The following is a 15,353-nucleotide window of genomic DNA, read 5'->3' as shown; positions in this document are numbered from 1 at the left end:
ATAACACTTACTACATATGCATTAACCCATAATCATTGATGTTTGTGTCATCATATAATCATCAATAATTGTTGAGTTATTCGCCAGAGGCATCGTTTGACTTGCCATGATATCAACGAGTGACTCTATTTGGTCAATAGATAAAGTCACACCGTCCTGAGTTTTGATTTGTTCCAGTTTAGCGTTGTTGGAATACCATCCATAAACTGTAACTTGATCGGTGGTACCAAGCACGTTAATTAACAGAGATTCATCTCCCCATGAGGAATATTTTGAGAACCATAGTTGATCAATAGAAATATCATTAAACAACAAAATGTCGGTATCTGTGGCTGGTACGTTATTATTATTATATTCGTCTATAGTATCTCGGCCATCTCCTTGACTAAAAATATAAGTGTCACTCCCTCTGAAACCGGCTAATGAATCATTCCCTTTACCACCAATAAGAATATTGTCGCCAAAGTTACCATGTATAGAATTATTTAAATCATTGCCAGTAAGATTTGAGTTAATACTCCATCCTGTATTCAAACGAACATTTTCAACATGCTCAGGCATAACGTATGTAGCAGCATAAATTGAATCTATTTCTATTGTGTCGAAGCCACCATTTTGCTCTTCAATGATACGAAAATCTGTACCATGTATTTGATATAGGTCATTACCATCACCGCCATATAACGTATCACTACCATGTGAAATTAGTTTATCATTACCCGCTCCGCCATATAGAGTATTTGTGCCTGAACCGCCATCTAGCCAATCATTCCCATCACCCCCATATAATTTATCATTACCATCATTCCCACTGATAATATTGTCCAGTTTGTTACCATAGATAATATCATCACCCTGTCCACCAATAGCATTTTCTATATTAGCGCCATAGGCTATACCGATTGCACGTGTACCATCATATTCCCAGCCGTTCCAGGAGGAGTCTTTGATAAATAAATTGCTTCGTGTGCCATCATTCAAATTTAGTTCCACACCTAAAATAAACTCACTGACATCAATGGTATCAATACCACCGCCATCCCAAATAGTCTGAAAGTTTTTTAACGTTTCCGGTGTGTACTTGTATACCGTATTGCCCGCATTATAATTGTAATTAGCACCATATATACTTTGTATGGCTTGTATATCATAAATACCAAGCGTACTAGTGGTAGCCCATGATGTTCCATCTTTTGGACTTCCATTTTCATCGAATTCATAACTTCTGACTTTTTCACCATACACATCGTTAATCAAAGAATGATATGACATTACGGAATCTACCGTTGTATAGTCTGGATTATCGTTAATAGGGCCATCATCAAAGCCTAATAGGTGTAATACCTCATGCATTGTAGTACTTCTTACCTTAGAGCTAATTGAGGTATTTGTATCAGAATAGTTGTTAAGATGTTTAATGGTGATACCGGCCTGTCCTGAGTGGAGGTCGGCCCCGCCCCCCATAGGAAAGCTATCTGTCCCAGAAACAATTTCAAACCCACCTGTTGCGCCAACAGGATAATTAACTTCTTTAAAGTTTATGTTTATTACATTACTAATTTGTTGCAGAGCATCTCGGACCATATTTTTCGCTAACTCATTAGTGATGGGCTCAATAGTCGTATTAGCTGGATTGGTCTCACCAGGCATATACCAATAATAGGTATTACCTTCAGTAGGCAATAATCTGCTGCCTCCTTCCCTGATAAATTGATCAATTTCAGGGTTGCCGGTTAATTTAATATCATTTGCAGTAGCCATATATATCCCCATTAGAATTAATAAAATTTAAGGTAAGTACTGTTATTGTTTCATTCAGTTAATACTTGAGGAGAAACAATGTCGAGAGTTATTATTTTTTGATTTAAAAGAAGAAATAATGAATGCAGTTAAATTAATAACCTATCTGAAAATGAATTGCTATCATTTCATGCGAAATATACAAGCGATATTTTATATATTATTCACTGAACCGTAGGCGCTGGTAAAATATCAAATTCACGCCCTCCATATCAGTATAATTAAAACAGCAGTGGCACAGATACCACTTATGATTGTTGCGAATTCGTCAGGCTGGTTAATATAATTCCCACTCCTTTTCCTGATTTTGCTGTAAAAGTGAATCGACGTTAGCTGTCCATAAGCTGGTTTTAATCGCAACTCATTTACTGTGGTAATGATTCCACACAGTACCAGGTATTACTTTGTCAGTGCGGGCGCTTCATTAATCGATGTAAGTGGTGATTAGATTTCATCACTCACCCTCGGGATCTGGTGCCGTGTCCCGTCCTAAAATACGTTAACAGTTTTTAGGACGGGACAAAGAGGATGACCAATTATCAGAAGCTATATTTAACACCAATAGTCGCCTGAGTATCACTGTAACCGTCTCCACCTATCTGTTGACCAATGCTACCCCACGCATTTAGATTGGTATTTAAGTGGCCTTCAAGGCCAACTTTAATTTCCCCAATGTTACGAGTACCAGCTTGAAAATCTGAAACGCCATTCATGGTGACGCCAAAACGCTTACTGTTATATAACCAGTTAGCTTCAATAAATGGCTGGAACATGCGACCAGTATCATTGTCAAATTCGCTATGACCCTGACGATAGGCTCGTAGCCCTAAGCGGGTGGCCAGGTTATCTCCGTTACCAGTAACCCGGGTACCATTAGCCTCATAGTGATTGTCTGCATGAATTCCCATCCAGGTGAGCTGAGCTTTGGGTTGTAACCAGTAACTGATTCGTTCACTCTGACCCAGTTTGAAACTGTAACCCGTTTCTAAAGACGCTAACCATCCTTTGGAGTCATACTTTTCTTTAGCAAGACCATCTCCCTGAACGGTATTATCAAATCAGGCATATTGAACCCAACTGTCAACATACAGTCCCGACTTGTCCGCCTGATTGGCATACCAGGTACCGTACAGACCAACGGCATAGCCATCAACCTTATTTTTAGCCCGATAAGCGGTGTATTTAGCATCCGTATTACCATGAGCATAACCGTAACCAGCCATCACCCCCAGATGGAGTCGATTAAGACCATCAGTACTCCATTGAGCAACATCGCCACCGATTTGAACAACATAGCGATTGGTTTGAGTTTTAGATTGGGTTGATTTGGTTTTACTACGGTTGTGGCCACCTTCCTGACGTAACCACATACTGGTAACTTTAGTTTTACCCGTTAAGTAGTCAGTGTATTGGGTTTCCCCAAGACGATTATGCAAGCGGGATACAAACATGGTATTTGCTGCTGACAGGTTAGCAATATAGGCACCACTTTCAGGTCGAATGATTTTAGTCTCGTTGGTACTATTATCGTTATTGCCAGGTTCTTCTGGTTTTGGTTCCGGAGCAGGTTCCTCGGGTTTTGGTTCTGGCTCTGGTGTTGGTTCAACGGGCTCAGGTAAAATACTGCTGGTCAGGTACCAGTTATTGCCTGATTTGGCTAAATCGTACTCGTAAGCACCAGCCACAATACGACCACTTTTGACAAAAGCATCATCTGTTGAACCTTGAGTAGAAATAATCTCGATGCCGTCAATTGTTTCAGCCCCAGAGCCTCCGACATTATTAACCATGACATAAGACAAACCGGATGCCTGGCCGTTAACAATTAATTTATCGGTCTCAGAAGTATCGTTATGCAAAACTGTATTGAAAACCAGTGTTCCACCATGACCAATATAATTATCATTAATGGTTAATGTCTGGTAATCACTTCCTGAATGCTGGAAGTTAATAACAGCACCTTGGTTGAGTGTTAAATCAGTGAGTGTTGAGCTGTTTGACATATTCCAAACGGAATTAGTCATAGCTAATGAGATTGTGCCTATTCCTTCGTCATTCTCTTGAGTATAAGAGGAGCCATTCCATAATGATTCATCGGTTAAGTTAAGTATAATTTTGCCGGTTTCAAACGTTGAATAATGTCCGCCACCCGCTACAATATCGCCCTGGATAATATAACGGCCACCAGCAGAACCATTAATAAAACCGCCGGTAGTGGCATACATCGCATTGCTGGTTTGATAAATATTATCACCTGTCATGGTGATAGTATTACCACCTAAAAGGTTGACTACGCCACCATCATAAGCTCTCACGCCATGAGAACCCGCCCACTGTGAACTTTGATTGTTATTAACAATAATGTGGCTATTGGCACCCAAGTTAATAATACCGCCATTAGTTCCATTACTTTCTCCTGATGCATTTACTGCATGGGCATTAAGGCCATTAACGGTAATCGTGGCTCGTTCACCTATATTAAGTACTCCCGATAAGAAGGTTGATGCGGCATGGGCATTATTACGGGAAGTTGAAATTATGGCATCATTCCCTAAGGTAATTTGTGCAGAATCGGTACTCCATATGGCGCCAGCACCGCTACCACCAGAAACAGAAAAATTTGCATTATTACCCAGTACAACCTTGGTTCCGTTTCCATTAGCAAAAAGACCATAAGAAAGACTTTCAATTGCGGTAATCGTTGCATTATTCCCCAGGGTTATTTGACCTGAATTTATCACATAAAGGGCAGAAGCATTCTTTCCTGTGGTCGAAATGGTGGCATTGTCGCCTATAATTGCTATTCCTGAGCTACGACTAAAAATACCGTAGGCATATTCACCTGAGGTTGAAATAGAGGCTCTGTTGCCTAATTTTTTTTCTTCACCAGAAGCCAATACGCCATATTCACGAACTCCTGTTGTAGAAATTTCAATATCATCAACGGGTTCGCTAAATGCTGGTGATGTAAACGGCACTGGGCTAAGTATTGTGGCAATAATGATTGCGATTTTCGAATGTTTATAATTTGAGGAGTTCATAATTTATACGCTCACCTGTAATTGATTAGTTAGAAAAGAAATTATTTCAGGTGGAGTTTTTTTTGGTTTTTGTATTAAAAAATAGAATCCAGAAAAGTTTCCGGGTAATGGTTTTTGATCAGTCATGAGAATACATCCTTATATTAATAACCGTCGATATTATTATTTTCGCAAAAACAATATCCAGTCATTAAATGTATATCATATAACTAACATGTTGCAATGAAAGTTTATATAATAATTTAAATCAATGGATTTAATTGATTTCTCTATGGATTTATTACTTTGTTATATATTTTTTTGAAAATAATTACATGGGTATATATTTCTTTATTTTGCTATATTCATGTTATTAAATGATTAATTATCAGTCTTTGTCGTGCTTTAAATGGATCAAGGGATTGAATAGATTAGTGTATTGATAATAATCAGATCATATAATTATGAAGTGAAATAATTTATTTTTTGAAAGGGTAACTAATCATAAAAAATGGGATTAATAAATTAAAAAAACTTCAATGAAAATTTAATGATGGATATTAAATTAATTACAAGAATTGATATTATTATCAATAAATGATTATTTTTCAGATTGAAGCGTTGTATACTCCACGCTCGTTTGTTTTTACAACTTGATTATGGCTTACGCCATTGAGCTGGAGTTTTCCCCTATGACAGGTCTGTTTTTGGGTCTTCTTCTCGGTTTTGTCATGCAACGTGGGCGTTTTTGCATGGCAGGAGGGTTACGGGACCTTTATTTGTTTCGTGATAGTCGAATGACTATTGCTATGCTAATCATCATTACTCTTCAAAGCATCGGTCTGTTTATTCTTATTGACTTAGGTTGGGCGAAGTTACCTTCGGGAGATTTTCGCTGGCTGGCAACCCTGGTCGGAGGATTGATGTTTGGTATAGGAATGGGGCTGGCAAGTTCTTGTTCTACCGGAGCCTATTATCGGGCAGCGGAAGGGTTAATAGGAAGTATGGTGGCAGTGTTGGGTTTTGTTATATCCAGCTGGTTTATCCGACAGCCAAATGGAAAGCAGATCTTTGCGCCAATTAATGCGCCTTCGTTACCTGATGCACCACTTACCCAAACATTTAATATCTCTCCCTGGATTGCGGTTTCTGTTTTAACTATCACCACGCTGTTTCTGGTATATCGCCATTTAAATAAAAAATCTTATCCTATTCCTCAGCTTCAACCCAGAAAGCAGGGGATTTCCCATTTGCTTTTTGAGGCCAGATGGCATCCTTTCGTTACTGCAACCATTATAGGCATTATTGCTTTATTGGCATGGCCATCCAGCCTGCTTTCCGGACGAGTAGGAGGACTGGGTATCAGTGGGCCAAGCGCGCAACTGTTTTCTTTAATTACTGAAGGAAAAACAGGATTCTTTGGCTGGGCTGGATATTTACTGATTGGAATATTTGTTGGTGCGCTTATTGCTGCCTGGGGAAGTCAGGAACTAAGAGTTCGCTCCCCGGGTTGGAAGGCGTTAGTCAAAAGTTTATTCGGCGGCTTACTAATGGGTATTGGCAGTGGATTAGCGGGTGGTTGTATGTTGGGGAACACAGTGGTTAATACCGCCTGGTTCTCATGGCAAGGATGGCTGTTTATTCCCTGTATTTTAGTCGGTAGTTGGCTGGTAAGTTATTTCACTATTATCATTCCTAATCAATCAATTAAGAAAAGCGAGGCATAACATATGAAAACCATCATACTGGATACCACAGGTAAGCTCTGTCCATTCCCATTAATTGAAGCTAAAAAACATATCGCAGAGCTTAATTCTGGTGACACTTTAGTGATTGAATATGACTGTGCTCAGGCAACCGAAAATTTGCCTCGTTGGGCTGTTGAGGATGGTCATGAAGTGACAAGTTTTAAACAAACCGGTGATGCGCAATGGCAAATTAGTATTCAAAAAGGTTAAGAATATCTATTTTATGATTAACCCTCTCAGGAGGGTTTTTTATGATTTTCTTAGAAGAGGCGTAGTTTCTGATAGTTATATTCTGCTTATAAAAATAAATATTACTGTATAGAATAACGCGTCAAATTAACTAAAAGGTCGTTTAATATGCGTCGAATTCTTGTTGCTTTAACCGTAATGGTATCAGCCAATGCATTAGCGGCGGGCTGTGCGGCACCACGTAATGCCTTCGATCAGGTTTATTGTAGTAGTACCGAGTTTTCTCAATTAGACCGTGATTTAAACCAACAGTATTCTCGTGTGGTGAAGTTAGTCAGTGCAGAACAGAAGGCTATTTTGAAGAAGAGCCAGCTAAATTGGATCAAGCAACGGGATGATAATTGTAGCGAAGAGAAGAGTAGCGGATACTTTGTTAATTTAACCTGCGCTAACAATATGATGAATGAACGTATTGCGTTTCTGAAAGAACGTGAGCGTGAATGTAGCAGCACGGGCTGCGTATCCTCTAAACTGGCTGATTAAGCTAATCGTCTTCTGAGCCTCGCAATGCGGGGCTTTTTTATCTCCGTCACTTTCTAAACGTTACTAACAAAAAAGCGCCATAATCGGCGCCTTTTTGTCATTGATCTTCTGATTGAAATATCAGAGCGGGTTATTGTAGAAAAAACGTCTCTTTGGTTTAACAAATTGAGCAATAATAACCAAAGCAACAATCACTAAGTTAATAGCAAAAATAATCAGTAACCACTGCGGCATTTCCAGAGAAAGGAATGACCACTGTTTTTCACTGCAATCACCATTAGCTACAAATACAGCAGGTAATAGCTTATCCAACGGTAACCAGGATGGGAAGTTAACAAAGATATCGCAAGTATTTGCCGGAGAAGGATAAAGTTGAATCATGGTGTGTTTCCATGTCAACAGAAGACCTTCGATAGTGCTATATAGCCATACAATAATAGCCAAAAAGCGTATCAGCGTAGAGGAAGGTGCCAACATACCAATCAGGGCTGCGCCTAAAATACCAAACAGCGCGCAACGTTCGTAAATACAGAGTACACAAGGTCTCAGTAACATCACGTGTTGGAAATAGAGGGCAATTAACTCAAGTACAATAACAATCAGAGCCAGAAGGAACCAGGCGCTTCTTCCTTTAGAACAGCTATTTAAATAACATAACATGATTAATTCACTTTAATATGTATGAGCGATCGCCGATAGCGGTAGTTTAAACTAGTTTTATTTCTATGCCATCTTTCAAATGACATTATGGTTAAGAATTTCCCTGTTAGCCAAGTATTTCTTCCTGCCTGCTTGATTTAGGGGGAATAAGTAATTTTTTACACTGAAATTAACCTATTTTTGCAATCCAAACCACAGTTTACTCTATTAGATATTTTGGAATGCTATATCCGGCTGTGGGCTTCTGGTATGATGCAACAAATCGTTTTAATTTTTGTACCTTAATGGAATAGCACTTTTATGGTGATCAAAGCGCAGAGTCCGGCAGGATTTGCGGAAGAGTATTTAATTGAGAGCATTTGGAACAACCGGTTTCCTCCGGGGACCATTCTGCCTGCAGAGCGTGAACTCTCCGAACTTATTGGCGTAACTCGTACCACATTGCGTGAAGTATTGCAGCGTTTAGCCCGAGATGGCTGGCTGACTATTCAGCACGGTAAACCAACTAAAGTAAATAATTTTTGGGAAACTTCCAGCCTGAGTCTGTTAGAAACTTTGGTACGTTTAGATCACGATAGCGTTCCTCAGTTAATCGATAATCTTCTGGCCGTCAGAACGAATATTGCCGCTATCTTTATTCGGGCTGCGGTTCGTCAAAATCCGGAAAAAGCCCAAGAGGTTTTAGCTCAGGCGAATGACGTTGAAGAACGTCCGGAGCTATTTACTGAGTTGGATTATAATATTTTCCGCGGTTTAGCTTTTGCCTCCGGGAATCCGATTTATGGTCTGATTCTTAACGGTATCAAAGGTCTGTATATTCGTGTTGGCCGTTACTATTTCTCTAACCCGGAAGCACGTCAGCTAGCCTTGAACTTCTATCAGCGTCTTTCTGAGTTGTGTCGCGACAGATTACACGATCAGGTGATGGAATCTGTGCGTCAGTACGGTAAAGCCAGCGGTATTATCTGGCATAAAATGCAAAGTAATATGCCAAAGGATTTAGCCGAAGCGAATTAATCGGCATTCGAAGTGGTTTAGTGAAAGGGCGCAATAAGCGCCCTTTATTATTGAGTTCAAATTAATAAAGGGCAATTCTCTGGTAAGTGACACCGAATTGCGGCGGGTATTACTTCAATTTGAAATTTATTGCCTTTTAACGGCTCACCATCAAGGTTGAGAATCATTTCATGGTTGGAGGTAATGGTTAAGCTGCTTAAGGATTTCTCGATGATATGCTCACTGTCTTTACCACCCATTAGGCTGGAAAGCAAAGCCGGGAAAGATTCATCTGCCATCAGGATCGCAAGCTGTAGCTGACCATCATTAATTTTCGCCTCAGGACACAAAGGATGACCGCCGCCGGCTTGCTTGCCATTACCGATACCAATAACCAGAGCCTCTCCGGACCAATCAAAGTTATCTGCTGTAATGGTGCACTTGTCAGGTTTTAGCGTATTGGCCTGAGTGATGCCATGTAACAGGTAAGAAAAACCACCTAACGCTGCTTTAAGTTTATCCGGTGTTTCGGTGGTGATTTTGGTACCAAAACCACCGGTAGCCATATTAATAAAATAGTGCTGTTGATTAACCTTCACCATATCAATAGCGACCGGATTACCGTTAAGTGCCAGAGTTAAAGCCTGATAAGGTTGGTCAGGTATTTGGCAGGCGGTGGCAAAATCGTTGGCGGTTCCCAGCGGTAAGATCCCCATGGCGGGTTTGGAATGGCTGTCCAGTTGTACGAGAGCCGTTGCAACTTCATTGATGGTTCCATCACCACCTCCGGCAATAACCAGGTCAGCTTGTTCCCGTTGAGCCTCTGCCACATACCGACTGGCATCACCATATTCCCAGGTGACTCTGACGTCGAGTTGGTATCCTTGTTCCCTGAGTTTTTTTATAGCGTCCCGAACTTCGGGTGTATTGGCACCTTTACCGTTCAAGATAATAAAAGCATTGGGTGAGAGAGCCATAACATCTCCTGAAAGAGAGAGTGACGAAAAGATAAAAACAGTATAACGACTCATTGGCGAGTGATAATATTTTTACCAATTGTTTACATTATAATAATTCGTTGCCTGATAAATATAAGGAACCAAATAATGATTGCAGTAATCTTTGAAGTACAGATAAAACAAGGGCATAAGCAAGAATATCTGGATTTGGCGGCGAAATTAAAACCTTTACTGAGTGAAATTGATGGTTTTATTTCTATTGAGCGGTTTGAAAGCCTGTCTGAGCCAGGCAAAATTTTATCTCTTTCATTTTGGCGCGATGAAAAGGCCGTTCAACAGTGGAGGCAGTTAGAGTTACATCGTCAGGCGCAGGCTAAAGGACGGGCGACAATTTTTAACGATTATCGATTGAAGATTGCCGGCATTATTCGGGATTATGGCATGACGGACAGAGAGCAGGCCCCGGATGATAGTCGTGTTATGCATGGCTAAATTATCGGGAAAGAGGGGGGAATTGAATTTAGAAGAGCCCTAAAAAAAAGAAACCAGCCCAAGGGAGATTGGACTGGTAAGGAGGTGGTTTCTATTAAAGAGATAATAGGAACACAACTAGTTATTAATCTTTAGGACTGAGATAGTAGTCCTTTTATTTGCTAATAGATGTGATCTATTTCTAATAATTTGAATTAAAGCGTGTGATTTTTATCATCGCCAGTGGAAAAAAATGATTTTTATGCACTGTGCGGATTTCTGGTGCTGTTGTTTCCGGCTAAATTGCGCATCAGCAAAGCATATTCCAGATTTACATCATCCGGTACGGGCAGGTAGACCACATGACCATTACCCGGAGCGACTTCTGTTGGCTGACCTTTGCTGGTTTCCATCGATTCAATAGTGAAATGGATATTTCCCTGTGGGGTCATCATCTCCACACTGTCACCAACGGAAAATTTATTTTTTACATCAACGGCGGCTAAGCCATTGCGACGCTCCCCGGTAAATTCCCCGACAAATTGCTGACTGTCAGAAATAGAATAACCGTAATCATAATTTTGATGTTCATCATGCACATGGCGACGAAGGAAACCTTCGGTATATCCACGGTGAGCTAATGACTCCAGCGTTGTCATCAGTGATTCATCAAACGGTTTACCGGCAACGGCATCATCAATAGCCCGACGATAAACCTGTGCGGTGCGTGCGCAGTAGTAAAATGATTTGGTGCGACCTTCAATCTTTAATGAATGAACACCTAACTGGGTCAAACGCTCTACGTGTTGAACGGCGCGCAGATCTTTAGAGTTCATAATGTAAGTGCCGTGTTCGTCTTCAAAGGCACTCATGTATTCGCCAGAGCGAAGTGCTTCTTCAATCATAAACACTTTATCCGTAGGCGCTCCGGCACCTAATGTAGGCTCAACATTTTTTACCGGAATGGGCTCATGAATATGCACAATGTTACCTGTGTCATCTTCTTTACCTTCTTCTACTTTATATTCCCAACGACAGGCGTTAGTACAAGTGCCCTGATTAGGGTCGCGTTTATTAATATAACCTGAGAGCAAACAACGGCCAGAATAAGCCATACATAACGCGCCATGCACAAAAGTTTCCAGTTCAATATCCGGAACCTGTTGGCGAATTTCTTCAATCTCTTCCAGTGATAACTCACGAGAAAGAATTACCCGGGTTAGTCCCATCTGTTTCCAGAATTTTACCGTTGCCCAGTTTACTGCGTTAGCCTGTACAGAAAGGTGAATATCAATATCAGGAAACGCTTCCCGCACCATCATAATCAAGCCAGGATCGGACATGATTAATGCATCGGGCCCCATTTCAACGACCGGAGCCAAATCACGAATAAAGGTTTTTAACTTGGAGTTGTGGGGGGCGATATTAACTACCACATAAAACTTCTTGCCAAGCGCATGGGCTTCATTAATACCTAAAGCCAGATTCTGATGATTGAATTCGTTGTTGCGCACTCGCAGGCTGTAGCGAGGCTGACCGGCATATACTGCGTCTGCGCCATAGGCAAAGGCATAGCGCATATTTTTCAGCGTACCGGCCGGAGAAAGTAATTCCGGTTTAAACATGTTGTTGGTCTCTTAGTCTGATCACAAGTCAGAGCCGCACCTTGAAGGTACAGCCTTGGGAAAATCCCAGGGGCGGAATTGTAGACCTGGTTGAGCGGAATGGCAACGGCAGGGTGAAACAAGTGGTTCGATATTTTTTGATTGCAGATAAAGTCCGATGGATGCGTTTTATGATTGGAATAATGCGCTGAAGGGGGAGATTACCGCCAGTAGAATAGGTCGAAGTGCTTTGTAGCTGAATAAAGATGATCTTCCGGCCGGGCACCATGGTGGTATGTGCAATATCGCGCTTACGGTCGGAAAATTCATCAATGCCAGGTTACTTATCACCAATAAGTGTAGGTTGATCGCAACACCGTCGTTCTATCTACCACATAGGTTGGAAACAACTCCAGCTCCTTGCTGACAGATTTAGTGCAATCATTACGCTCATTCCATTCCAGACAGTCAGTTTTTTTGCCGCCAAGATAGTAAGGTGAAACAGTAAGTTCAATCATTCCACTGGCTCGTTGTTGCTCGTCATACAGATAGCTGATGCTCATGGTTGGGCTGATTAAGGAGAAGGGCTTATTATCGGGTTGATAGAAGAAGCGATATTCACCATTTACTGATTCATCACTACCGCTCAATAAACTATAAGCCATCCGGAATTTATCATCAGTTTTATAGATGCCGTTGGTTATGCCGTTTTCAGCCTTCTTTTCATCACTACCGGAAATGTAATTATCCGTTGAGCTGACGATTAACCCTTTGTCATCTGTATGATAATCAATTGCGCCTTCCCGGGCATAAAACAGTTTATTCATACCAAACAGGGTGACGTTATAACTGTTTCTCCAACCCTGTTGGTTTTTACTAATGTCGTAGCTGGAATCAATACGAAAGCGGAGTTCATTGCGGGTCATTTGAGCATACATACCGGTCAACTGGCCGCAGCGGTCATAGTTAAATTTATAGTAAAAAGCTGACCGGGTATTGTCGCTTTCCGTGATAGTTTCTACTTCTCGGGCATGATTAAACTCAGGCATGCTTAACAGCGCCAGATGATTATTAATAATAATATCTTTGTTCACTGCGCAGTTCTCACTGGTATCAGCATGGGCTACAGAGGCCAGCAAGGCTGGAATAACCAAAACGAAAAGGGAACTCTTAATAACTAAACTCATTAACCTGACAACTCCTGTTGTGTTATTCCATTATGGCTTAGAAAAGTATGAATATTACTCTTCCCAACGGTAGCCTAATCCATATACCGAACGAATGAAGACCCTCTCTGGTGCTAAGGTTTCCAGTTTACGGCGTAAATTTTTAATATGACTGTCCACGGTACGATCGGTTACCACACGATAGTCATCATAAAGGTTATCCAGCAGTGATTCCCGGGTTAGTACCTGACCCGGATGGGTTGACAGGGCTTTAAGCAATCGAAATTCGGCGGCGGTTAGATCAAGGCTGGTATTGTTATAACGAACCTGAAACTGTGATTCATCCAGCTGCAATCCAGATGTCAGTGAGGGTAGCTCTCTGGTCGGTAAATAACAGCGCCTTAAAATGGTTTTAACCCGCGCTACCACTTCTCGGGGGCTATAGGGCTTACAAATATAATCATCAGCACCGATTTCCAGTCCGGACAGGCGATCGATCTCTTCAGTTTTCGCCGTCACCATCACCACCGGAACATCAGAAAACGTACGAATTTCACGACACAGAGTGATGCCATCAACACCCGGTAGCATTAAATCTAACAGGATCAGTGAAGGAGAGTATTGTTTCACCCAGTTAATCACTTCCTGTCCTTGAGTAATCAAATGCGTGCGATACCCGGCAGCTTGAAGATAATCAATTAACAGCTGACCCAGTTTAGGCTCATCTTCTACAATCAATACTGGCGGTAAGTCAGACAATAGGATGTTTTCTGTCATAGTTATTGGGATACCACTTCCGTTACCAACGGTAAGAGTAACTTAATTTCCAGCCCGCCCAAAGTAGAATGACTGGCGCTAATTTCTCCACCGTGAGCATCAACAATATTCCAGCAGATGGATAAGCCTAGTCCTGAGCCGCCGCTGGCGCGGTTGCGTGAAACTTCAGTACGATAAAAACGCTCAAAAATTTGACTCAATTGCTCATCGGTGACGCCGGGAGCAGAATCCTGCCAGTGTAAAAGTATCGATTGTTTAGTCACGGTGGCAGAGATATGCAGTCGTCCCGGCGCATCGTGGTTAGCGGCATCGGTATAGCGCAGGCTGTTCTCTAATAAGTTGTGAAATAACTGCGACAGACGATCCGGATCGCCAAACACCAGAGCGCTTTGTGGTAACTCAGTTTCAATGGCAAGACCCTTATGGCTGAAGCGGCTGTGATAGGCAGCAATCGCCTGCTCCAGTAAGGCTATCAGGTTGAGATTACTCTTTTTGTAGGTTAATGCCCCCAGATCGGATAACGACAGCTGGTGCAAATCATTCACTAATTTAGTCAGGGATCGCACTTCAGCCTGCAAAGAGTGTAATGAGGTCGGGGTTAGCTGACGTACTCCGTCCTCCAATGCTTCCAGTTCTCCCTGCAATACGGCTAATGGTGTGCGTAATTCGTGGGAGACATCGGCAATAAATGCTCGTCGCATGCGTTCATTTTTTTCCAGCGTGTTGGCCAGTTGGTTAAAATCATTGGCCAGAATACCCAGTTCATCTTTACTGGTGACAGGAACCCGGGCGGAAAAGTCTCCGGCCGCCAGTTGATGAGTACCGGTAACAAGGCGTTTTACCCGGGATAGCAGGCTGCGGGAAACCAGTAGTGTAGCAATAGCTGCCAGTAAGGTTGATAGGCCTATTAACATCCAACTGGTGCGATTTTGTTGTTTGGCAAAGTTGATATCGGCACTACGGGTTAGTTTTTCGCTGGGCATACCAACAATCCAGCCGATGGTTTGCCCGTCCAACATGATAGCTTTACGGGTAGCCTGACGTGGAACGGGATGGGAAGACCCGGCGAGGATGTGGTTCTGAGTATCAAAGATCCAGAAGGGAACACGCCATCCCTGAGGCGGTAATGCCCGCTCGTCATTTTCATCATCGCTTTGTTCAACCGAGCGCAATAGTTGGTAAATAGTTTTCTCATTGCGCTGGAGAAATTGCCAGTTCCCTTCATGACGATAGCGTTCAGCCAGCGCATTCCCCAGTAAACTTAAACGCTGCTCATTACTGGAGCGAATATAATCAGTAAAACCACGTTCAAAGCTCAGGCGAACGCCCCAGTGCATGGTAATCAGAACCAACATGCAGGTAGCTAAAATAGCGAAGAACAGTTTTCCGGTAATCCCCATTTTCATTCGATTTGCTTTCC

The 15,353-nt window shown here is 41.8% G+C and carries 12 protein-coding genes and 1 pseudogene; 5 read left to right on the top strand and 8 right to left on the bottom strand.

The genetic code is table 11. The features are described 5' to 3' along the window. Positions 1–21: 21 nt before the first annotated feature. Together I2494_RS01800 and I2494_RS01795 are read right to left on the bottom strand one after the other, a co-directional pair. Complete coding sequence (locus tag I2494_RS01800; RefSeq protein ID WP_218465684.1) at positions 22–1,761, bottom strand: M10 family metallopeptidase C-terminal domain-containing protein; 1,740 nt, start codon at positions 1,759–1,761, stop codon at positions 22–24. Positions 1,762–2,339: 578 nt separating this feature from the next. Next, positions 2,340–4,025, bottom strand: a pseudogene (locus I2494_RS01795) (autotransporter outer membrane beta-barrel domain-containing protein). 1,487 nt (positions 4,026–5,512) lie between these two features. Here I2494_RS01795 and I2494_RS01790 point away from each other — a divergent pair. The 3 genes from I2494_RS01790 to I2494_RS01780 all read left to right on the top strand — a co-directional run bounded on the left by I2494_RS01790 (position 5,513) and on the right by I2494_RS01780 (position 7,300). Beyond that, on the top strand, positions 5,513–6,547 hold the full coding sequence (locus I2494_RS01790) for a YeeE/YedE family protein (RefSeq protein ID WP_218465686.1): 1,035 nt from the start codon (positions 5,513–5,515) through the stop codon (positions 6,545–6,547). A gap of 3 nt (positions 6,548–6,550) precedes the next feature. Next, positions 6,551–6,778: a sulfurtransferase TusA family protein gene (locus I2494_RS01785; RefSeq protein WP_218465687.1), complete on the top strand. Its 228-nt coding sequence runs from the start codon at positions 6,551–6,553 to the stop codon at positions 6,776–6,778. 147 nt (positions 6,779–6,925) lie between these two features. Continuing rightward, positions 6,926–7,300 (top strand): lysozyme inhibitor LprI family protein, encoded by a 375-nt coding sequence (locus tag I2494_RS01780; protein ID WP_218465688.1) that lies wholly within the window; start codon positions 6,926–6,928, stop codon positions 7,298–7,300. Between the two features lie 120 nt (positions 7,301–7,420). On the opposite strand, the gene dsbB is transcribed toward I2494_RS01780, so the two are convergent. Beyond that, a complete protein-coding gene (gene dsbB / locus I2494_RS01775; RefSeq protein ID WP_218465689.1) occupies positions 7,421–7,960 on the bottom strand; it encodes a disulfide bond formation protein DsbB in 540 nt (179 codons plus the stop codon). A 300-nt stretch (positions 7,961–8,260) separates the two neighbouring features. On the opposite strand from dsbB, the gene fadR reads away from it, so the two are divergent. Beyond that, positions 8,261–8,977, top strand: coding sequence for a fatty acid metabolism transcriptional regulator FadR (fadR, locus tag I2494_RS01770; RefSeq protein ID WP_218465690.1), 717 nt, complete (start codon positions 8,261–8,263; stop codon positions 8,975–8,977). Between the two features lie 56 nt (positions 8,978–9,033). Here the strand turns inward: fadR and yegS are convergent, their stop codons facing one another. Beyond that, on the bottom strand, positions 9,034–9,933 hold the full coding sequence (gene yegS, locus I2494_RS01765) for a lipid kinase YegS (protein WP_218465691.1): 900 nt from the start codon (positions 9,931–9,933) through the stop codon (positions 9,034–9,036). Positions 9,934–10,062: 129 nt separating this feature from the next. Between yegS and I2494_RS01760 the strand changes: the two genes are divergently transcribed. Next, complete coding sequence (locus I2494_RS01760) at positions 10,063–10,407, top strand: antibiotic biosynthesis monooxygenase family protein (RefSeq protein ID WP_218465692.1); 345 nt, start codon at positions 10,063–10,065, stop codon at positions 10,405–10,407. Positions 10,408–10,646: 239 nt separating this feature from the next. Here the strand turns inward: I2494_RS01760 and trhP are convergent, their stop codons facing one another. The 4 genes from trhP to baeS all read right to left on the bottom strand — a co-directional run bounded on the left by trhP (position 10,647) and on the right by baeS (position 15,339). Beyond that, entirely contained in the window at positions 10,647–12,011 is a 1,365-nt protein-coding gene (gene trhP, locus I2494_RS01755) for a prephenate-dependent tRNA uridine(34) hydroxylase TrhP (RefSeq protein WP_228350805.1), read from the bottom strand. 326 nt (positions 12,012–12,337) lie between these two features. Beyond that, positions 12,338–13,177, bottom strand: coding sequence for a hypothetical protein (locus I2494_RS01750; protein ID WP_218465694.1), 840 nt, complete (start codon positions 13,175–13,177; stop codon positions 12,338–12,340). 54 nt (positions 13,178–13,231) lie between these two features. Further along, a complete protein-coding gene (baeR, locus tag I2494_RS01745; RefSeq protein ID WP_218465695.1) occupies positions 13,232–13,933 on the bottom strand; it encodes an envelope stress response regulator BaeR in 702 nt (233 codons plus the stop codon). A 2-nt stretch (positions 13,934–13,935) separates the two neighbouring features. Next, positions 13,936–15,339 (bottom strand): envelope stress sensor histidine kinase BaeS, encoded by a 1,404-nt coding sequence (gene baeS, locus I2494_RS01740; protein WP_218465696.1) that lies wholly within the window; start codon positions 15,337–15,339, stop codon positions 13,936–13,938. Positions 15,340–15,353 lie beyond the last annotated feature (14 nt).

The organism is Limnobaculum allomyrinae (assembly GCF_016649425.1).
In the GTDB taxonomy this organism is placed as follows: domain Bacteria; phylum Pseudomonadota; class Gammaproteobacteria; order Enterobacterales; family Enterobacteriaceae; genus Limnobaculum; species Limnobaculum allomyrinae.
This window is presented reverse-complemented; position numbering and strand designations above follow the sequence as displayed.